This is a genomic window from Xanthomonas sp. CFBP 7698, from assembly GCF_003600855.1.
GTDB lineage: Bacteria > Pseudomonadota > Gammaproteobacteria > Xanthomonadales > Xanthomonadaceae > Xanthomonas > Xanthomonas cannabis.
In genome coordinates, this window is the sequence record NZ_PRDN01000001.1 from 1683967 (window position 1) to 1703339 (window position 19373).

Consider the following 19373-nt stretch of genomic DNA (forward strand, 5'->3'; position numbering starts at 1 on the left):
GGGCGTCTATGGAAGCGGAGGGGAACACCGCTGGAAGCGGAGACACCTATTCTCCCATACACGGCGTTATGGGAATCGGGAGTCGGGAATGGGGAATCGGATGCAGCGTTGCGGGTTGGTCGATGGACTCCCCTCCGCACCGGGCCGGGCCGCTTCGGCGACGCGGCAAGACCACGCATCACTCCTTACCCTCGCAACAGCCCGCTTTAACGATTCCCGATTCCCGATTCCCTATTCCTCGCCCTTGGCCACCAACGTCGTCAGCGCCAGATCCCCGGTCACGTTCAATGCCGTGCGGCACATGTCCAGGAAGTGATTGACGCCCAGGATCATGCCGATGCCGACCGGGTTGACCCCGACCATGGCGCAGATCAGCGCCACCACCGGCAGCGAGCCCGACGGCACGCCTGCAGTGCCGATGCCGCCCAGGATGCAGACCAGCATCACCATGAACTGCTGGCCCAGGCTCAGGTCCACGTTGAAGAACTGCGCCAGGAAGATCACCGTCACGCCTTCGAACAGCGCGGTGCCGTTCTGGTTGGCGGTGGCACCCACGGTCAACACGAAGCGCGATACGCGTGGCGGCAAGCCCATCTCGTCGGCCACGCGCAGCGCAGTCGGCAGGGTGGCGTTACTCGACGCGGTGGAGAACGCCATCATCGTGGCCGCCTGGGTCTGCTTGAAGAAGCCCAGCGGCGAGCGCCCGGCAAACTTCACCGCCAGCCCGTAGCTCACCACCATGTGCAGGCCCAGCGCCAGCACCACCACGCCCACATAGGCGCCCAGGCGGATCAACAGATCGAAGCCGAACAACGCCGCCAGGTTGAACATGAAGCAGGCCACCGCATACGGCGCCAGGCGGATCACCAGCCCGATCAAGGTCATGGAAATTTCGAAGATGCCCTCGATGCCGCGCTTGAGCGTGGCGACCTTTTCATCGGCGGTCAGCACCATGCCCACGCCGAACATCACCGCGAAGAACATCAGCGACAGGATCGCGCCATTGCTCGACGCGGCAGCAATCACGTTGTTGGGCACGATCGACAGCAGCATGTCCATGCCCTGCGGCTGGGTGCCGGAGCTGGAGATGATTTCGCGGGTGCGGTCGGCGTTTTCCTGGATCAGCTGGTTGGCCAGCTGCGGGTCCACGCCGGCGCCGGGCTTGAGCACGTTGACCAGCACCAGGCCCAGCAACACCGCCACGCCGGACAGCACGACGGTATAGCCCAGGGTGCGCCAGCCCACCCGTCCAAGGGCACGGATGTCGCCCATTTCGGAAATGCCCATGACCAACGCCGAAAACAGCAGCGGCACGATCAGCATGAAGATCAGATTGAGGAACACCTGCGAAAACGGCGTGGTGACGTACTTGGTCACCAAACGCACCCACTCGGCGTCGCTGCCGGCCAGGTAATAGACCGCAAGACCCAACAACAGGCCGACGGCAAAGCCGATCCCCATCTTCCAATGCAGGGGCAGGCCCGGGCGGCGCGCGGCTGGGGATGCAGTCATCTGGTCGGCCTTGTTCTGGACACAAAGGCCGGAGCTTAACAAACGCCAAGAATGCGGCCACCTACCCGGGTGCTCCTGCGCGCCTGCTGGCGGGTAGGTGCACCTCCCAATCTTGGGTGATGCAAGCGTTGGAACTCGCTTTGCACCTGACTGTTCCCACCTGCGCGACAACGGAAATCTCAAGTCGTAGCGGCGCCTCCTATGTCGTCAGATGCCTCAGGTCGAAAGCCTGGTGTATCGAGTGCGCGGTGCCCTCACCGCTCGCGGGACACGCCGTCAACCCGTCCATGGGGGCTCGGTGGCGGCATCCATGCCGCCAACGGTCCCGCAAGCGGTAAGGACACCGCACCAGACAGTTGGCTGGTGGTTTTGTTGAAGAGCGAAGTCAGCGCACTAGACAGTTTGCTGGCTGCTTTATTTAAATCTATGCAAACCGACCATCTTGACTGGTCCTTGCCCGCCCACCGTCGCGGGACCTTGAGCGGCATGGATGCCGCGCCAGAGCCTCCAGGGACGGATTCACGGCGTGTCCTGCGATGGTGGGCGGGCAAGGGCCCTGCAGCAGACTCGCAGCAGTAACGTTTTTCTCGGCGACACGGTTTTCAAACCAGCCGCATGGAGCTCAGAGAACTACGGCGACGTAAAAGTGATAACCATCGTCGCCATCAACCGCCACCGATTCATCGCAGCCGATCAAGACACCGGCGGATACAACGGCGCCAGCACCTCGGGCTCTGCCGCGCTCGCATGCCGCCAGCGGGGACCCTTGGCAAATGCGTCGCGCAGCGCGGCGCGTGCCCCTGCCACATCCCCGTCGCCACCCCAGCGCGCACGTTGCATTCGCGCCACGGCGTCGCGCTGGGCGGGATCGGCCAAGGCGGCCAATACGCTGTCGATATCGGCCACACCGGCCATGCCACAGAGCACGTTTGCCACATCGTCCATGCCCCCGCTGTCCAGCGCGCGGCGCAGCTCGGCCACGCCATGGGTTGCACGCTTGCCGGGCATGGGCGCGTCGCCGACGGTGGCCTCGGCAGAACTGCGTGCCGTGCCGCGCCGGCGCCGCAACGCCCATACCAACGTCACCACCCACAACACCGCAAAGCCTGCGGCGGCGGCCATCCATCCCCACGGCCGTTGCGTAGCTGGCGACGGCTGCTGCTGCAACGTCAGCGCACTGGCTGCTGGCGCAGGCGCCGCGTCGTTGCTTGCCGGGCTGCCTGTGGGCGCAGGTGCCGGCGCCGGGGCCGCAAAGGCCCCGCTACCCGCCGCAACATCCAATGTCAGATCCGGCACCGCTGCAGTCTTGGCCGCGCCTGCGCCGACATCCCACCAGGCCACCTGCAGCCCCGGCACGACCAGCGGGCCGGCGCGGTTGGGCACGATCGAATAGCGGCGCGTCAGGCGCAGCTGCGGCGAGCCGTCCACAAAGCGTTCTTCGTATTGCGGCGGCTCGGCGAACACCTGCGCATCGGGCACGCTTGGCGTGGGCAGCTCGGGGAACTGCGCCTGGGTGGCGCCGCGCGCGCTGGCTTCCACCACGAACTGCGTCGCCTCCCCGGCAGTGGCGCGTTGCGGCGTGGCCGTGTAGCGCAACTGCAGGCTGCGCAGCGGCAGCCAGGGCTGCGGCGCGTTGACGGGCTGGGCGCGTACCTGCAGCGGAATGCTGGCACTGCGCGCGCTCAGCTCACCGTTGCCGCGACCGAAATGATCGTCGAAGAATCCGCCGACCGATCGCCCGTTGAATCGCGCCGGGGGCAGCACCAGCCGGCCGCTGCGCTCGGGCACCAGCAGATAGCGCCGCTCCACCACGTTGTACTGGCGGCCGTTGACCAGCTTGACCGAACTGACGTCATCGCCGATGCGTTGCAGCGACGCGCCATCGGGCGCTTCCAGATCCAGCTCGCCCGATGCCAATTGATTGGCAAAGTACAAGCGCACCACCACCCCCACGCTCTGCTGCACATAGGGCTGCGGGTCGTCCACCCGGGTCTCGACGAAAGCTTCTTCATTGCCCTGCGCCGCACTCGGCCCACCGGCAGCGCCGCTGGAACTGCTGGCGGCATCGTTCGCCGCTCCAACCACCTGCAGGCGCAGCGGTTCGGTGCGCTCATTGCCCACCCGTATCGCCGGCACGATCAGCTCACCACTCTTGCGCGGCGTCAGTACCACACCGAACAAGGCACGCACCGTCACCGAACCGTTGGTCACCTGCATCTGCTGATTGGCGCTCTTGGCGCCCAGCGAAAAATCGGTGCGCAGCGGCGTGTAATCCGGATCGACGCCGCGTTGGTCGGTTTCGATGTTCAACATCACCACGTCGCCAGCATTGGCGCTGTCGCGATCCAGCCACGCGCGCGTGACCGCACCCGCTGGTGCGCCAACCAGCAGCATCATGCAGGCCAGCATGCCGATCGCCGCGCGGCGCAAGTGGTGTCTGCCGATCATCGTCCGTCCCGTTGCCTGCGTTCGTATTCCAGCCTGAATTTGGTCCGCAGCAAGCTGCCCGGATCGTCCGGTACCCGCCGCAACCACGCATCCACCGCCTGGCGTTGCTCGCGTTGCTGCGGCGTCTCGCTTGCGGCGGCGGCGGCCTGCGTGCCGCCTGCGTCCGCCTGTTTGTCGCCCGCCTGCGCCATGGCTTGTTGCATCTTGCGACGCTGCGCCTCATCGGCCTGCTGCTGCGCCTTGGCATCGGCAGACTGCGGTGGCGTGTCCTGCCTGTTCTGCTCGCCTTGCCCGTTTTTGGACTGCGCATCCTGCGACTTGCCGTCCTGCGGGGTCTGCGCGTCGGAAGGCTGCTGCTTGCCGTCCCGCGGCTTCTGCTTCTGCCCATCCTGGCCGGACTGCGCGTCCTGCTGATTCTGGCCCGTCTGCTGTTGCCCGTTTCCATCCTGGCCGGATTGTTTCTGATCCTTGGACTGGCTCTTGCCGTCCCGACCTTTGCCGTCCTCGTTGCCCTGCTGCTGCCGCTTGCGCGCCGCGTCGACTGCCGCGCGATTGGCGATCGCATCCTGCTGGTTGGGATGTTGCTTGAGCGCGCGATCGTAGGCTGCAATTGCCTCGTCGTAGCGGCCCTGGCGCGCCAGCGCATTGCCCAGGTTGTACAAGCCCTCGTCGGTCGGCACCGCTTCGAACGCCTTCTGCGCAGCGGCAAAGTCCCCTTTGCGATACGCCTGCACCCCGGCATCCAGACGCTGTTGCTGCACCTGATCGGCACGCTGCCACAAGGTGCCGTCCGCCGCCCGTGCAGGTTGCGCCAGCGGCAACATGCACACCAGCGCCAGCACCGCCACAACCGCGCGTCGACGAAACGCCAGCAGCGCCAACAGCATCACCGGCATCACCAGCCAGTAACCCTCATCGAGCCAGGTCTTGCCGCCGCCGGCTTCGGCCGCCTCATCGGCAAGCGGCTGCTGGGCAGGATCGAGCACGCCCAGCGCCTGCAGATCCGAGTCGTCCGGGGCAATGCGCGCATAGCGCCCGCCACCCTGACCGGCGAGATCGCGCAGGCTGCCCTCGTCGAGTTTTGCCTGGGCGATCTCGCCGCTACCGGTACGGTAAGCGGCACCACGCACACTGCCGACGCCCAGGGCGGAGACATGGAACCCGCGTGCGCGTGCGGTGCGGGCAGCGCTTTCTGCCGACCCATCGGCACCGTCGCTGACCACCAGGATGTCGCCCTGCTTGAAGCCGGCCTGCTGCAGCAACTGGCTCGCCGCCGTGATCGCCCGATCGGCGCGTTTGCCATCGACCGGCATCACCGACGGCGACAGCGCATCCAGAAACACGGCCACGTTGGCGGCGTCCTGCGTCAGGGGCGCGACGGTGAAACTTTCGCCGGCATAGACCAGCAACGCCACATCGCCACCGGCACGCTTGCGCAGCAACGTGGCCAGTTTCGCGCGCGCTTGGAGCAGGCGCGAGGGCGGCAGGTCGGTGGCGAGGCTGCTGGAGGACAGATCCAGCACCACCACCAACGGCATGCTGGATTGAAACACCGGGCGCTCGGTCTGCCGCCAGCTCGGCCCGCTCATCGCCACCACCGCCAGCGCATAGGTCAGCGCGGCCAGCGTGAAACCCAGCCATCCGCGCCGCCCGCCGGCCACCAGCAAGGCCGGCAGCAGGTGCGCGTCCACGCTGTGACGCCACACATCGGCACTGCGCCGGCGTACGTGCCACAGCAGCGCCGCCGGCACGATCGCCAGCAACGCCCACAGCCAGTCGGGGCGCAACAGATGCAACGCTGCCAGCAATTCGGTGGGCGCGCTCATCGCCATCTCCGCGGCAACACGTATGCCAGCAACGCGATCACCATGGCTGCGCCCAACGGCCAGTAGTAGCGTTCGACCCGCGGCTGCACCGAAGGACCCAAGGCCTTCACCGGCTCCAGGCGATCGAGTTCGGCGTAGATGCCCGCCAGCTCTTCCGTATCGCGGGCACGGAAAAAACGTCCGCCAGTTTGCTCGGCGATCTTGCGCAGCCCATCCTCGTCGATATCGTCGTTGCCGCCAGCCGGAATCGGCACGCCGAACAGCGAGTAGCCGCCGCTGCCACCGAAAGCGATAGTGTGCACACGCACGCCCTCGGCCTTGGCCAGTTCGGCCGCCTTCAACGGGTTGAGCACCCCGGCGGTGTTGACGCCATCGGTGAGCAGGACCACCACCCGTTGGCCCTGCTTCTGCTCGCGCAGCCGCTTCACCGACAACGCGATCGCATCGCCGATCGCAGTCTCGCGCCCGGCCAGCCCCACCACGCTGTCGGCCAACTGGTCGCGTACGGAGGTCAGATCCGCGGTCAGCGGCGTCAGGGCATACGCGCGCTGGCCGAACACCAGCAAGCCGACGCGATCGCCGTCGCGCCGATCCAGAAAGTCCGACAGCACCGCCTTGGCGGCGGTGAGGCGATCGACCACGTTGCCACCGAGCACCATGTCCGGCTCGCTCATGCTGCCGGACAGATCCACCGCCAGCATCATCTGCCGTGCTTCGCGCGGCGGCTGGATCACCTCGCCCAGCTGCTGCGGACGCGCCAGGGCGGCGCACAACAAGAACCAGCCCAGCCACGCCAGCCAGCGCGGCATGCGCAACGACGGCGCGCGTTGCGCCTGGGCCACCGCATGCAGCTGATCGGCATACGGCACGCGCAGCGCCGCAGACTCCTGGCCGCGCTGCGGCCAGAACCACATCAGCAGCGGCAGCGGCATCAACCACCACGCCCATGGCCAGGCGCAATGCGCCAGCGCGTCCTGCCACTGCGACCACTGCAGCCAGTTCATCGCTGGCCCCGCATCAGACCCAGAAACCGGGCACGCGCCAGTGCCTGCACCGCGTCCAGGTCGGCCACCGCCGGGGCGCGCTGAAAGCCGCCGTCGAGCAGCGCGCGACCCGGCCCTTGCGAAAATGCGCGCGTCTTGCTGTTGCGGCCATCCAGAAACTGCAGCCAGGCATCGCCCTGCAACCGATCGGCCCGCGCATCGACGCTCCGCGCAGCGCGGCGCAGCAGCGCCGACAGTGCTGCCAGACGCTGCGCAGGCGTTGCGGCACGCTGCAGCTCTGCATCGAAAGCCGCCAGCCAGCGACGTTGCCGTTGGCGGCGACGCCACCACCAGAACCACACACCGGTCAGCACCAGCACGAATGCCGCGATCAGCAGCCACCAACCCGGCGCCAGCGGCCACCACGGCGGCGACGGCGGCAGATGAACATCGCGCAGCGGCAGTGCCTGCGGGCTCATCGTCATGCGCCCCGCACGAGGGTGCTGCCGCCCAGCCACGCGTCGCTGGCATCGTCGGTGGACAGGCGATGCACGCGTACGCCGCGCGATTGCAGCAGTGTGGCCAGCTGCTCCAGCGGCGCGACGAACTCGGCCTGCCAGCGCGCGCGCGCAGCCTGGCTGGCAAGATCCACCGCGATGCGCTCACCGCGCACATCGAAACTCAGGGCGCGGGCTGGCGGCGACAGCTCCAGCGGGTCGACCAGCACGATCACCACCACCTCGTGATGCAGCGCCAGGCCGGACCAGCGCGTTGCGGAGATCCGGCTTGCACTGCGCGCATCGGCCAGCACGGTCAGGCGCGCGCCTGGCCGCAGGAGCCGCGCCGCATGATCCAGGGCAACCTCCAACCCGGCGTCGCCAGCAGGCGGCTGCGCATACCAGCGCGCCAGGGCATCGAGCACCGGCAGCACACCGCGCTGCCCCGACCGCGGCGCGATCGGCGCCTCGCTGGCGGTGCCGCGCAAGGCCGCGACACGGTCGCCCTGGCGCTGCGCCAGCCATGCCGCCACAGCGCCGGCACGGGCGGCCTGCACCGACTTGTAACGCACGCGGGTACCGAAGAAGAGCGCAGGCGCGGTATCGGCCACGATCAGGCTCAAGCGCTCGCGCTCGGCCTGAAACAGCTTGGTATGCGCCCGCCCGGTGCGTGCAGTGACGCGCCAATCGATATGCCGCGCATCGTCACCGGCCACGTACTCGCGCGACTCGGCATATTCCATCCCACGCCCGCGCGTGGCGGCCGGCACCGGCCCCACCAGCCCATGCCGGCCACGCCCCGGTTGCCCGCGATGCTGCGCGGTGCCGCGCAACGCGATCAACTCGGCAAGGCTGGGGCGCAGGCCGTCACCGGCCACGGATGCCGGTGGGTTCGCTGGGAGGAAGGACGGAATCGAAGACATCGGGCTCGGGCGGGAGAGCGGCATACCTCGGTAGCACACTGCCCGATCAGGGCAGCGGAATCTTGTCCAGCAACGCGGTGACCAGGCGCTCGCCATCCCACCCTTCGGCGGTGGCTTCGTAGCTGGGCAATACGCGGTGGCGCAGCACATCCGGCGCAATGGCCCGGATGTCGTCGGGTGTGACGTAGTCGCGCCCGGCCAGCCACGCACGCGCACGCGCGCACCGCTCCAGCGCGATCGAACCGCGTGGGCTCGCGCCCCAGGCGATGCGCCGCGCCAATGCCGGGTCGTAGCGCTGCGGATCGCGCGAGGCCAGCACGATCTCGATCAGATACCGCTCAAGCTGCGGCGCCAGGTGCACATCCAGCACCACGCGGCGTGCGGCGAAGACGTCGTCCAACGGAATCCTGTCGGGGACGGTCTCGTGCTTTTCCAGGGTGTCGCGGGCCGCCTCGCGCGCCAGACGCAGGATTTCCGCCTCGGCATCGGCCTGCGGATAGCCAATGCGCACATGCATCAGGAAGCGGTCCAACTGCGCTTCGGGCAGCGGGAACGTGCCCTCCTGCTCGATCGGATTCTGTGTCGCCATCACCAGGAACAGCTGCGGCAGCGCGTACGTATGCCGGCCAACGGTCACCTGACGTTCGCCCATCGCCTCCAACAGCGCCGACTGCACCTTGGCCGGCGCACGATTGATCTCGTCGGCCAGCAGGATGGGATGGAAGATCGGCCCCGGCATGAACTCGAACCGGCTGTCCTGCGGCCGCCAGATCTCGGTACCGGTCAGATCGGCGGGCAACAGATCCGGGGTGAACTGCACCCGCGCAAAATCCGCTTCCAGCCGCGAGGCCAGCGCGCGGATCGCGGTGGTCTTGGCCAGGCCCGGCGCGCCCTCCACCAGCAGGTGGCCATCGGCCAGCAGGGCGATCAACAGCCGTTCCACAAGCGCGGACTGGCCGACGATGCGCTGCGCCAGCGACTCGCGCAGCGAGGTGAATTGACGATGCAGCCGGTCCTCGGCGGGCGCGGCGGCGGCTTCTGGCGGGAGGAGCGGCGGTGCGTTCATAGGTCCAGTGTGACCGATTCGAACGCGATTGGTTCACCTTCAACCCACGCATTGTTCAGTGAGTGACGGGAGTCATGCCCGGATTAGCCAGCTGCAGACATCCATACACGACAAAGCCTGGCAGCGAGTCGCATGCCAGGCTTTGTCTAAGCCAGCAGATCAGCGAACCGCGGACGCGACGCGGAGCACCTTCGGCGTAATGAACACCAGCAGTTCGGCCTTGCTCTTGCTGCGGCCGCGACTCTTGAACAGATTGCCAAGGAACGGGACGTCACCAAGAAACGGAACCTTGTTGACACTGGCGCGATCAGTGAACTCGTACACGCCACCAATCACGACCGTCTGCCCGTCGTCCACAAGCACGGCCGTGTTGATTTCGCGACGGTTGATCGACGGCACCGTGCCGTAGTTGGGCAGTTCGATCAGCTGATCAACTTCGTCCTTCTTTACATTCATGTTGAGAAAGACGCGATTGTCGTTGGTGATCGTCGGCGTTACCTTCAGCTCCAGGAGCACTTCCTTGAACTGGACATTGGGCGTCGCCGCCTGGCCCGCAGTACCGCCGGTAATAGTGACATAGCCAATTTCACGCCCCTGCTTGATCACACCTTCACGCTGATTGGACGTCACGATGCGAGGGTTGGAGATCACCTCGCCTCGACCTTCCTGCTGGAGGGCGGAGAGCTCAAGATCCAGATTGAAATTGGAACCCAGCAGCGTGTAGGCGAGGCTCGGCGCAGAAGCGCCGCTGGTAAAGGCGCCCGTCGGCAGATTAACGTTCAGGCCTCGACCCGCAGCAGTTCCACCGCCGCTAACGGTATTGCCGATAGTCGCAACGTTATCGCCATAAGTATGCGTACCGCCCAGCCCGAATCGCGCACCCAAATCACGCGCAAACGTATCGGTTGCAATCACGATACGACCTTCGATCAACACCTGATCCACGGGGCGGTCGATATGCGAGATCAGCTCGCGCATCTGCGCGACCTTCTTCGGAATGTCGCTGATCATCAAGGTGTTGGTACGCTCGTCGGCCACCAGGCGACCGCGCGGCGACAGGAAGCCATTATCCTGCTGACCTGCACCGCCACCGCCACCGCCACCACCGCCCTGACCACCACCACCACCGCCAATCCCCTTCGCCTCGGTCAGCGCCTTAAAGATCACTGCCGCATTGTGGTAATTGATCTGCACATAATCGGTGATCAGATCCTCGCGGTTCTCGATCGCGATACGGGCGTCTTCCTTGTCCTGCTCGAACTTGGCCAGCTCCGGTTGCGGGGCGACCCAGACCACGCCGCCATCGCGGCGCTTGTCCAGGCCCTTGGCGCGCAGCACGATGTCCAGCGCCTGGTCCCACGGCACGTTCATCAGACGCAGGGTGACGTTGCCCTGCACGGTGTCGGAGGCGACGATGTTGAGGTTGGACTCTTCGGCGATCAGCTGCAGCACGGTGCGCACCGGCACGTCCTGGAAGTTGAACGTCACCGGGCGACCACTGTAGCCGCGCGCGGCAATCTGCGCGGCGGCTTGGGTGACCGACGCGGCGCTCACGCCGCCAACGGCTGGCTGGCCCTTGCGCGGGGTGATTTCCACCACGTATTCGTTGCCGGTCTGATAGGCCAGCGAATCGAAGGCGCCCTTGGTCGACAGCACCAGCTGCGAGCCGGAACCGGACGGCTTGACCTCCACCCGCTGCACCGGCGTGGCGAAGTCGGTGACGTTGAGCGGGCGTTGCAGCTCGGCCGGCAGCCTGGCGTTGCTGATGTCCACCAGCACGTTGTCGCCCTGCGTGCGCAGGTCCGGGCTCGCGCCCTGCCCGTCGAACTTCAGGATCAGGCGGCCCGCACCATCGTCACCGCGTTTGAAATCGATCTTGGACACCGCCAGGCTCGCCGGAGCGGTCTTGGCAGGGTCCTGCACGGGCTGTGTCAGCGCGGCAGCGGCAAACGCGCTGCCGCCGGCCAGCGCCAGCGCGCATCCCAACGCGCAGGCCTGGAGCATCGCGTGGCGTCGAACCGGACGCAACCGCTGGGCATTGGAAAACGTCATCGTGCTATCCCCTATCACTTTATTGATCATCCAATGCGAGCGCGGCCGGCCGTTCAAGCCATCCACCCGCACCGTCCGGCACAAGTTCAATCAGCTCGATGCGGTCTTCGTAGACCCCGGTCACCCGGCCATCGCTCTGTCCCAGATACACACCCGGCCGCACGCGGTAGGTCACCTTGTCCGGTGCCATCACCAGCGCGATCAGACCCGAGCCGCCCCCAATGGTCCCCACCATGTCGAGAGCGTCGAGCGGAAAGGCCTCCAACGGCTCCTTGCGCCGGTTCGGATCCGGACGCGTGCCGTTGCCGCCTTCCGCACTGACCCAGGCATCGCTGAACGGGTCGCGCATCACCTGTGCGGCATATTCGAACGTCTCGAACTGCTGCATCACCGGCAACGGCTCCAGCGGCGGCGCAGGGCGCGCGCGCACTTCGGCCACCCAGGCTTCCAGATTCGGCGCATCGCCCGGGGTGCTGGTCACACCGCGCGTGCACGCCGGCAATACAGCAATTAGCGCCACGCAGGACAGGATCTTGAGCAGTTTCATGGTCATTGGCCGCCCTTCTTTGCCGCGTCGGCCGCCGCCTTCTCCTGCTCGGCCATTTCCTCATCGTCCAGATAACGATAGGTCTTGACCGTGCCGGACAGCTCCAGCGCGCCGCGCGGTGTGATGCCGGCCTTGGCATCCTTGGGCTTGAGGTTGATGTCGTGCATGGTCAGGATCACCACGCGCGGCAGCGATGCCACGCCGCTGACGAAGGCGCCAAACTGGTGGTAGCTGCCCACCATGCGCAGGGCGATCGGCTTCTCGGCGTAGAACTCCTTCGGCGATTCCGGTCCCGGCTGGAACAGCTCGTTGGACAGGCCGCTGGACAACGCGGTCTGCGAGATATCGATGATCAGATCCGGCATTTCGGTCTTGCTGGGTAGCTGACGCAGCATCTGCTGCAGCACCTGTTCCATCTGCGCGAGCTGCTGCTTGAGCGGCTCCAGATTCACCGCGCGCCCCTGCTGGGTCTCGAACTCGGTGCGCAGCTGCGTTTCGGTGCCTTCCAGCCCTTCCAGTTCATCGCGCTTGCCGCTGATCAACAGGAACCAGGCCAGCACCAGGATGAACAGGCCAACCACCACGCAGAACACGATGCGTGCCTGCTGCGGCCAACCACCGATGTTGTTGAAATCCAGATCGCTGAGCTTGAATGATTTCTTACTCATGACGCCGCCCCCTCCTGCGGCCGATTGGCGGGCGCCGGTGCTGCCTGCGTCGGTGCAGGCGCCGCGGCCGGCGACGTTGCGGGCGCAGGCGCCGCTGCCGGGGCAGCAGGCGTGGCACCGGCAGGTGCTGCACCCGGTGCTGTGGTACCCGGCGCGGCCGGATCTACCACGCCCGGCGTAGTGCCGTTCTTGTCAGCTTCGTTCGGGTTGGCCAGCTTGACCTTGAGCGTGAACACGTACGGCAGCGTCTTGGTGTCCATCGACGAGGTCGCAGGCTGCCCGGCCTTGTCCTGGCTCTTGGCCTCGATGATCGACAGGTCCGGATTGGTCATCCAGCCCGAACCTTCCAGGTTGCGCATGTAGGCACTGACGCGGGCGTTGGATTGCGAGCGGCCTTCCAGCGTCAGGATGTCGCCGTCCTGCTTGATGTTGGTCAGCGCCACGCCATCGGGAATGGTGCGCACCAGCGAATCGAACAGGTGCACCATCTGCGAACGGTTGGCCTGCAGCTCCTCGATCACCTTCTTGCGCGCAAGCAGGCGGTCCTTCTTCTTGTCGAGTTCCTTGATCTCTTCGTTCTGCGCCTTGACCTTGTCGATCTCGGTGGTCAGGAACGCATTGCGCTCGGTCTGGCCGGTGATCTGCGCGTCGTAGTAGAACCAGATCAACGCCGACAACAGCACGCCGCCCAATGCGGCGAAGCCCAGCATCGAATAGAACTCGCGCTCGCGCGCCTTCCGGCGCTCGGCGCGCCAGGGCAATAGATTGATTCTTGCCATCAGTCAAAGCTCCTCAGGGCCAGGCCGGTGGCGATCATCAAGGCCGGCGCATCCAGCGCCAGCGCATGGGCCTGAACCTTCGGGCCCAGCGTCATCTGTGCGAGCGGGTTGGCGACCACGGTGGTCACGCCCAGCTGCTCTTCCACCATCTCCGGCAGGCGTGACAGCGCGGCGCACCCGCCGGCCAGCACGATGCAGTCGACGCGATTGAATTCGCTGCCCGCATAGAAGAACTGCAGCAAACGGCTGATCTGCTGCACCGTCGCTTCCTTGAACGGCTCCAGCACTTCGACCTCATAACTTTCCGGCAAACCGCCCTGGCGCTTGGCCAGGCCAGCTTCTTCGTAGGTCAGGCCATAGCGGCGCATCACTTCGTCGGTGAGCTGCTTGCCACCGAACACCTGTTCGCGGCTGTACAGGCTGCGCCCGGAGCGCAGCACGCTGAGCGTGGTCATGGTGGCGCCGATGTCGACCAGCGCAACCACCGCATCGGCGGCGACCGGCAGTTCGCTGGCGACCAGGGCGAACGCGTTTTCGACCGCGAAGGCCTCCACGTCCATCACCTTGGCGGTCAGGCCACCCAGTTCCAGCGCCGACTGGCGCAGTTCCACGTTTTCCGAGCGCGAGGCGGCCAGCAGCACCTGGACCATGTCCGGGCTGTTGGGCATCGGGCCCAGCACCTCGAAATCGAGATTCACTTCCTCGATCGGGTACGGAATGTAGTTGGTGGCTTCCAGTTCGACCTGGGCCTCCATGTCGCTGTCGTCCAGGTCGGCCGGCATCGGGATCAACTTGGTGATCACCGCCGAGCCAGCCACGGCAGCTGCCGCGTTCTTGGCCTTGCTGCCGGAACGGTTGATGGCGCGGCGAATGGCTTCGCCGACCGCCTCCACTTCGACGATGTTCTTTTCCACCACCGCATTGGGCGGCAACGGTTCAACCGCGTAGTGCTCCACGCGGAAACGATTCCCGCTGCGCGACAGCTGCAACAGCTTGACCGCAGTGGAACTGATATCGACACCAATCAGTGGCGACTGACTCTTGGGTAGAAGCCCCACGGTAACTCCCCTGCCGACGGGCACTTGGACGCATGTCTGCGCCCTCGTATTAATAATCAAATTTTAACAGTTGACAAGCCCTTCACGCGCAAGGCAGTGACCTCGCGACCGTGACCCCTTTGCTGTCTTCTGCGATCCCCAGAGTTCGGCCCCAGCCAAACCCGGCGTCATCTATACTCTGTGACCAAGAAATCTGCAATCGGAATCTCTCTTACATGCCCCGTATTCGCCGTTGGCTGGGCTGGATCCTGGCCGCGCTCGTCGTGCTCGCACTGCTTGGCGCTATCGCTGCCGGCGGCCTGTATTACGCCATTTCCTCGAAGTTGCCCGATGTGCAGTCGCTCAAGCAGGTCGAGCTGCAGGAGCCGATGTACGTGTATGCCAGCGACGGCCGCCTGATGGCCGTGTATGGCGAGACCCGGCGCTATCCGATCCAGATGAAGGAGGTGCCGTTGCGGCTGAAGCAGGCCTTCCTGGCGACCGAGGACGCGCGCTTCTACGAGCATGGGGGCGTGGACTACAAGGGCATCGGCCGTGCGGTGTGGCTGCTGGCCACCACCGACGCCAAGCGCGTGCCGGGCGGCTCGACCATCACCCAGCAGGTGGCGCGGCAGTTCTTCCTCAGTTCCGAGTACAGCTACACCCGCAAGCTCGCCGAGATCCTGCTGGCACGCAAGATCGAGAGTGAGCTGAGCAAGGACGAGATCTTCGAGCTCTATCTCAACAAGAGCTTTTTCGGCAATCGCGCCTACGGTGTGGGTGCGGCCGCCGAGTACTACTTCGGCAAGAAGATGAGTGAGCTGAGCCTGGACGAGATGGCCTCGCTGGCCGGCATTCCCAAGTTCCCGTCCAGCGGCAACCCGATCAGCAACCCGGAACGCGCCCGCGAACGGCGCGACTACTACGTGCTGCAGCGCATGGCCGACCTGGGTTTCGTCAGCCAGGCCGAAGCCGATGCGGCCAAGGCGGTGCCGATGCATGCCAAGCCGCACGAGCCACCGGTCGAGGTCTACGCGCCGTACGTGGCCGAACTGGTCCGCCAGGAGATGATCGCCAAGTACGGTGGCGATGTGCTCAACAAGGGCTACCACGTCACCACCACCATCGACGCCACGCTGCAGACGGGCGCGGACGCCGCGATCAACGACGGCCTGCGCCTGTACGACCATCGTCATGGCTGGCATGGCGTGGAGCAGCACGTCGACGTGGCCGCAGATGCCGACGCGCCCGCGCTGGCCAAGCATCTGTCCGGGGTGTTCACCCAGGGCGGGCTGCGCCCGGTGATCGTGGCACGCAGCAACCCTGACGGCGGCGTCACCGTCGTGCAGCACGACAAGACCGAGCTCACCCTGCCTGCCTCGGCCAGCCGCTGGACCGGCAGGACGCCCGCCAAGCTGCTGACGCGCGGCGACCTGACCCGCATCCGGGCAGGCGAAAAGGACGGCGAGTGGATCATCGACCAGCTGCCGCGTGGCCAGGCGGCCCTGGTCTCGCTGGACGCCAACAGCGGCGCACTGCGCGCACTGGTCGGCGGGTTCAGCTTTGCCGGCAACAAGTTCAATCGCGCCACCCAGGCACGCCGCCAGCCAGGCTCGAGTTTCAAGCCCTTCGTGTACGCGGCGGCCTTCGAAAAGGGCTTCAACCCGGCCTCGATCGTGCTGGATGCGCCGGTGGTGTTCCGCGACCGTCGCGGCAAGACCTGGTCGCCACAGAACGATGGCGGCGGATTCCGCGGCCCGATGCGCCTGCGCGAGGCGCTGGTGCAGTCACGCAACCTGGTGTCGGTGCGGCTGCTGGATGCGATCGGCGTCGATTTTGCACGCAAATACATCAGCCAGTTCGGTTTCCAGGAAGCAGAGCTGCCGCCCAACCTGTCGATGTCGCTGGGCACCGCATCGCTGACCCCGCTCTCGGTGGCACGCGGCTATGCGGTGTTCGCCAACGGCGGCTCACGCGTGGACACCTGGATCGTGGACGAGATCAAGGACCGCGATGGCAACGTCATCTTCAAGGAGATGCCTGCCGTGGCCTGTCGCACCTGCGCGCTGCAGGGCGGCAATGTCGCACCGGTCAGCCAGGTGGTGGACGGTTTCAACTTCGGCGCGCAGGCACCGGCAACACCGCCTGCACCGGTAGCCGATGCCGCACCCACGCCGGCAGACGCCGCGCCGGCACCGATTGCCGAAACCAAGATCGCCCCGCGCGCCATCGACGAGCGCACCGCCTACCAGCTGGTGTCGATGATGCGCGACGTGGTCCAGCGCGGTACCGGCACCGCGGCCAAGGTGCTCGGCCGCGAGGACGTCGGCGGCAAGACCGGTTCCACCAACGACCACCGCGATGCCTGGTTCTCCGGCTTCGGTGGCCCGTATGCCACCACCGTGTGGGTGGGCCGCGACGACTTCCGCTCGCTGGGCTATCGCGAATACGGCGGCAAGGCCGCCCTGCCGATCTGGATCGACTACATGCGCGTGGCGCTCAAGGACAAGCCGATCGCCGCCAACGACCCGCCCGATGGCATGACCCAGGCCACCATCAATGGCGCGGTCGAATGGGTCAAGAACGAGGACCTGGATCGCCTGCAGGATTACGACTACGGCCTGCAGGAGCAGCAGGACGAGAAGGCCTTCGATATTTTCTGACGGCCGGGAATCGGGAGTCGGGATTGAGGAATGGGGAATCGGAACAGCGGGGCTGCTCCGGTTCCCCTTTTTCTTGGGCGGGTGAGGCAGGTGCAGTGACGCGAACAGGCAGCTGCCGTTTGTGGCTGATTGCCTGATTGAGCGAAATCGGCAGTACGACGCGGTTCGTGCGCGACATGGCGCGACGCATTCGCCATGTCTTCATGCAGCTGTTGTAGAGTCGAACCCAGGTTCATCAGGGGAGCCGGGTCATGCAACACGCACGCGAGCACGCCGATACACGCACCCGGGAGCGTCGCCATCGTCTGGCGCATGAGGCCGCCCGCCTGATGGCCGAGGGCGGTATCCGCGATTTTCATCAAGCCAAGCTCAAGGCCGCCAGCAGGCTCGGCATTCATGACGACGCCTCGTTGCCGCGCAACCGCGAGATCGAAGATGCATTGCGCGAATACCAACGCTTGTTCGCCGGACCCGGGCATGGCGTGCGTCTACGCCAACGCCGCGAAGCCGCCGTGCGTGCACTGGAATTCCTCAGCCCGTTTCAGCCGCGACTGACCGGCCCGGTGCTGGACGGCACCGCCGATGCGAACGCGCCGGTGCAATTGCAGCTGCATAGCGACGACACGGATGCAGTGCAGCGGTTTCTGGAAGACCACCGCATCCCGGCCGAGGCGCGCACCCGCCGTCTGCGCCTGGATCGCGACCGCACTGGCGACTTCCCGGTGTGGCTGTTCAGTGCCGAGGAGCTCACCTTCGACCTGACCGTGCTGCCCTACGACGCATTGCGGCAGGCACCGCTTTCGCAGTTGGACGAAAAACCGATGCCGCGCGCCTCGGCGGCGCAGGTGCGGCAACTGCTGGCCGATGACGAGCGCCAGGGTTACGTACAGCAGCTGCCCTGAGCCGTACCGAACGCGCGGCGCCACCGGCCCAGGCGTGCAGGCCTAATCACTCATCCGGCAGACCGCAAGCCACGACGCAAAACGCCCCGCGGTGCGGGGCGTTTGCTTACGCAGACAACTTGAAACCGCTTAGCGCTTGGCGCTGTCGGTGTAGTCGCGCTTGTCGTAGCCGGTGTAGATCTGGCGCGGACGGCCGATCTTCATTTCCGGGTCGACCTGCTGCTCCAGCCAATGCGACACCCAGCCGGCGGTACGCGCAATAGCGAACATCACGGTGAACATTTCCACCGGGATATTGAGCGCCTTGTAGATCAGGCCCGAGTAGAAGTCGACGTTGGGGTACAGCTTGCGCTGCACGAAGTAGTCGTCCTTCAGAGCGGCTTCTTCCAGCTTCAACGCCACTTCCAGCAACGGGTCGTTGACGCCCAGCTCGCCCAGCACCTTGTGGGTCATCTCGCGGATGATCTTGGCGCGTGGGTCGAAGTTTTTGTAGACGCGGTGGCCGAAGCCCATCAGACGGAACGAAGAGTTCTTGTCCTTGGCCTTGGCAACGGCGGACTCGACGTTATCGGCGGTGCCGATCTCTTCGAGCATCTTCAGCACCGCTTCGTTGGCGCCGCCGTGTGCCGGGCCCCACAGTGCGGTGATGCCGGCAGCCACCGACGCGTACGGGTTGGCACCGGTCGAACCGACCAGGCGCACCGTCGAGGTGGAGGCGTTCTGTTCGTGGTCGGCGTGCAGGATGAACAGCAGATCCAGCGCCTTGGCCACGACCGGGTTGATCTCCAGCGGCTCGCTCGGCACTTCGAACATCATGTGCAGGAAGCGGTCGACGTAGTTCAGGTTGTTGCGCGGGTAGCGGATCGGCCAGCCGATCGAATAGCGGTACGCGGCAGCCGCCAGGGTCGGCACCTTGGCGATCAGACGGATGGCGGCCTGACGGCGCTGCTCCGGATCGTTGAGGTCCAGGGTGTCGTGGTAGAACGCCGACAGCGAAGCGACCGAGCCGGCCAGCATGGCCATCGGATGCGCGTCGTGGCGGAAACCGCCGAGGAAGTTCTTCAGCGACTCATGCATCATCGTGTGATGCGTCACTTCGTGGTCGAACTTCTTGAATTCGTCCGCCGTCGGCAGTTCGCCGTTCATCAGCAGGTACGAAACTTCCAGGAAGCTGGACTTCTCGGCCAACTGTTCGATCGGGTAGCCGCGGTACAACAGCACGCCATTGTCGCCATCGATATAGGTGATGGCCGACTTGCAGCTGGCGGTGGCGGTGAAGCCCGAGTCGTAGGTGAACAGACCGGTTTCTTTGGTCAGCTTGGAAATATCGACGCAGTCATTGCCCAGCGTGGGCTTGAGAACCGGCAGAACGACCGACTTGTCGCCGGCGTTGAGCGTGACCTGATCAAGATCGGACACTGTGTACGCTCCTTCAGTGGAAGGCGCCTGATCCCACATGGGCAGGCACGT

The 19373-nt window shown here is 65.8% G+C and carries 15 protein-coding genes; 2 read left to right on the forward strand and 13 right to left on the reverse strand.

The genetic code is table 11. The features are described 5' to 3' along the window. Window positions 1-231 precede the first annotated feature (231 nt). The 12 genes from XnspCFBP7698_RS07080 to XnspCFBP7698_RS07140 form a co-directional block, all read right to left on the reverse strand. The gene (locus tag XnspCFBP7698_RS07080; RefSeq protein ID WP_081419363.1) at window positions 232-1512 is read right to left on the reverse strand and encodes a dicarboxylate/amino acid:cation symporter; all 1281 of its coding nucleotides are present in this window, start codon (window positions 1510-1512) and stop codon (window positions 232-234) included. 693 nt (window positions 1513-2205) lie between these two features. Further along, window positions 2206-3960 (reverse strand): BatD family protein, encoded by a 1755-nt coding sequence (locus tag XnspCFBP7698_RS07090; RefSeq protein WP_123137327.1) that lies wholly within the window; start codon window positions 3958-3960, stop codon window positions 2206-2208. Further along, on the reverse strand, window positions 3957-5786 hold the full coding sequence (locus XnspCFBP7698_RS07095) for a tetratricopeptide repeat protein (protein ID WP_123137328.1): 1830 nt from the start codon (window positions 5784-5786) through the stop codon (window positions 3957-3959). The genes XnspCFBP7698_RS07090 and XnspCFBP7698_RS07095 overlap by 4 nt, the downstream gene beginning before the upstream one ends. Beyond that, window positions 5783-6790, reverse strand: coding sequence for a VWA domain-containing protein (locus XnspCFBP7698_RS07100; protein WP_039565391.1), 1008 nt, complete (start codon window positions 6788-6790; stop codon window positions 5783-5785). Before XnspCFBP7698_RS07100 ends, XnspCFBP7698_RS07095 begins: the two co-directional genes overlap by 4 nt. Further along, on the reverse strand, window positions 6787-7248 hold the full coding sequence (locus XnspCFBP7698_RS07105; RefSeq protein ID WP_104580731.1) for a DUF4381 domain-containing protein: 462 nt from the start codon (window positions 7246-7248) through the stop codon (window positions 6787-6789). The genes XnspCFBP7698_RS07100 and XnspCFBP7698_RS07105 overlap by 4 nt, the downstream gene beginning before the upstream one ends. A gap of 2 nt (window positions 7249-7250) precedes the next feature. Next, a complete protein-coding gene (locus XnspCFBP7698_RS07110) occupies window positions 7251-8213 on the reverse strand; it encodes a DUF58 domain-containing protein (protein WP_146093236.1) in 963 nt (320 codons plus the stop codon). 22 nt (window positions 8214-8235) lie between these two features. Beyond that, window positions 8236-9255, reverse strand: a complete 1020-nt coding sequence (locus XnspCFBP7698_RS07115) for a MoxR family ATPase (protein WP_104580729.1) — start codon at window positions 9253-9255, stop codon at window positions 8236-8238. A gap of 159 nt (window positions 9256-9414) precedes the next feature. Continuing rightward, window positions 9415-11307, reverse strand: coding sequence for a type IV pilus secretin PilQ family protein (locus XnspCFBP7698_RS07120; protein WP_123137329.1), 1893 nt, complete (start codon window positions 11305-11307; stop codon window positions 9415-9417). Between the two features lie 19 nt (window positions 11308-11326). Beyond that, window positions 11327-11860 (reverse strand): pilus assembly protein PilP, encoded by a 534-nt coding sequence (locus tag XnspCFBP7698_RS07125; RefSeq protein WP_011038332.1) that lies wholly within the window; start codon window positions 11858-11860, stop codon window positions 11327-11329. Continuing rightward, window positions 11857-12522: a type 4a pilus biogenesis protein PilO gene (locus XnspCFBP7698_RS07130; RefSeq protein ID WP_123137330.1), complete on the reverse strand. Its 666-nt coding sequence runs from the start codon at window positions 12520-12522 to the stop codon at window positions 11857-11859. Before XnspCFBP7698_RS07130 ends, XnspCFBP7698_RS07125 begins: the two co-directional genes overlap by 4 nt. Further along, on the reverse strand, window positions 12519-13301 hold the full coding sequence (locus XnspCFBP7698_RS07135) for a PilN domain-containing protein (protein WP_047695638.1): 783 nt from the start codon (window positions 13299-13301) through the stop codon (window positions 12519-12521). Before XnspCFBP7698_RS07135 ends, XnspCFBP7698_RS07130 begins: the two co-directional genes overlap by 4 nt. Beyond that, window positions 13301-14359, reverse strand: coding sequence for a pilus assembly protein PilM (locus XnspCFBP7698_RS07140; RefSeq protein WP_039409920.1), 1059 nt, complete (start codon window positions 14357-14359; stop codon window positions 13301-13303). Before XnspCFBP7698_RS07140 ends, XnspCFBP7698_RS07135 begins: the two co-directional genes overlap by 1 nt. A 119-nt stretch (window positions 14360-14478) precedes the next feature. Between XnspCFBP7698_RS07140 and XnspCFBP7698_RS07145 the strand changes: the two genes are divergently transcribed. Continuing rightward, complete coding sequence (locus tag XnspCFBP7698_RS07145; protein WP_123137331.1) at window positions 14479-17001, forward strand: penicillin-binding protein 1A; 2523 nt, start codon at window positions 14479-14481, stop codon at window positions 16999-17001. A 251-nt stretch (window positions 17002-17252) separates the two neighbouring features. Continuing rightward, window positions 17253-17903 (forward strand): hypothetical protein, encoded by a 651-nt coding sequence (locus tag XnspCFBP7698_RS07150; protein ID WP_047695640.1) that lies wholly within the window; start codon window positions 17253-17255, stop codon window positions 17901-17903. A 129-nt stretch (window positions 17904-18032) separates the two neighbouring features. Here XnspCFBP7698_RS07150 and XnspCFBP7698_RS07155 read toward each other — a convergent pair whose 3' ends face one another. After that, entirely contained in the window at window positions 18033-19322 is a 1290-nt protein-coding gene (locus XnspCFBP7698_RS07155; RefSeq protein WP_039409911.1) for a citrate synthase, read from the reverse strand. Window positions 19323-19373: the final 51 nt, after the last annotated feature.

Bases quoted from the DNA above. Each gene is read 5' to 3' on its own strand.
- XnspCFBP7698_RS07080 (WP_081419363.1), bottom strand. From the start codon at position 1,512: ATGACTGCATCCCCAGCCGCGCGCCGCCCGGGCCTGCCCCTGCATTGG.
- XnspCFBP7698_RS07090 (WP_123137327.1), bottom strand. From the start codon at position 3,960: ATGATCGGCAGACACCACTTGCGCCGCGCGGCGATCGGCATGCTGGCC.
- XnspCFBP7698_RS07095 (WP_123137328.1), bottom strand. From the start codon at position 5,786: ATGAGCGCGCCCACCGAATTGCTGGCAGCGTTGCATCTGTTGCGCCCC.
- XnspCFBP7698_RS07100 (WP_039565391.1), bottom strand. From the start codon at position 6,790: ATGAACTGGCTGCAGTGGTCGCAGTGGCAGGACGCGCTGGCGCATTGC.
- XnspCFBP7698_RS07105 (WP_104580731.1), bottom strand. From the start codon at position 7,248: ATGAGCCCGCAGGCACTGCCGCTGCGCGATGTTCATCTGCCGCCGTCG.
- XnspCFBP7698_RS07110 (WP_146093236.1), bottom strand. From the start codon at position 8,213: ATGCCGCTCTCCCGCCCGAGCCCGATGTCTTCGATTCCGTCCTTCCTC.
- XnspCFBP7698_RS07115 (WP_104580729.1), bottom strand. From the start codon at position 9,255: ATGAACGCACCGCCGCTCCTCCCGCCAGAAGCCGCCGCCGCGCCCGCC.
- XnspCFBP7698_RS07120 (WP_123137329.1), bottom strand. From the start codon at position 11,307: ATGACGTTTTCCAATGCCCAGCGGTTGCGTCCGGTTCGACGCCACGCG.
- XnspCFBP7698_RS07125 (WP_011038332.1), bottom strand. From the start codon at position 11,860: ATGACCATGAAACTGCTCAAGATCCTGTCCTGCGTGGCGCTAATTGCT.
- XnspCFBP7698_RS07130 (WP_123137330.1), bottom strand. From the start codon at position 12,522: ATGAGTAAGAAATCATTCAAGCTCAGCGATCTGGATTTCAACAACATC.
- XnspCFBP7698_RS07135 (WP_047695638.1), bottom strand. From the start codon at position 13,301: ATGGCAAGAATCAATCTATTGCCCTGGCGCGCCGAGCGCCGGAAGGCG.
- XnspCFBP7698_RS07150 (WP_047695640.1), top strand. From the start codon at position 17,253: ATGCAACACGCACGCGAGCACGCCGATACACGCACCCGGGAGCGTCGC.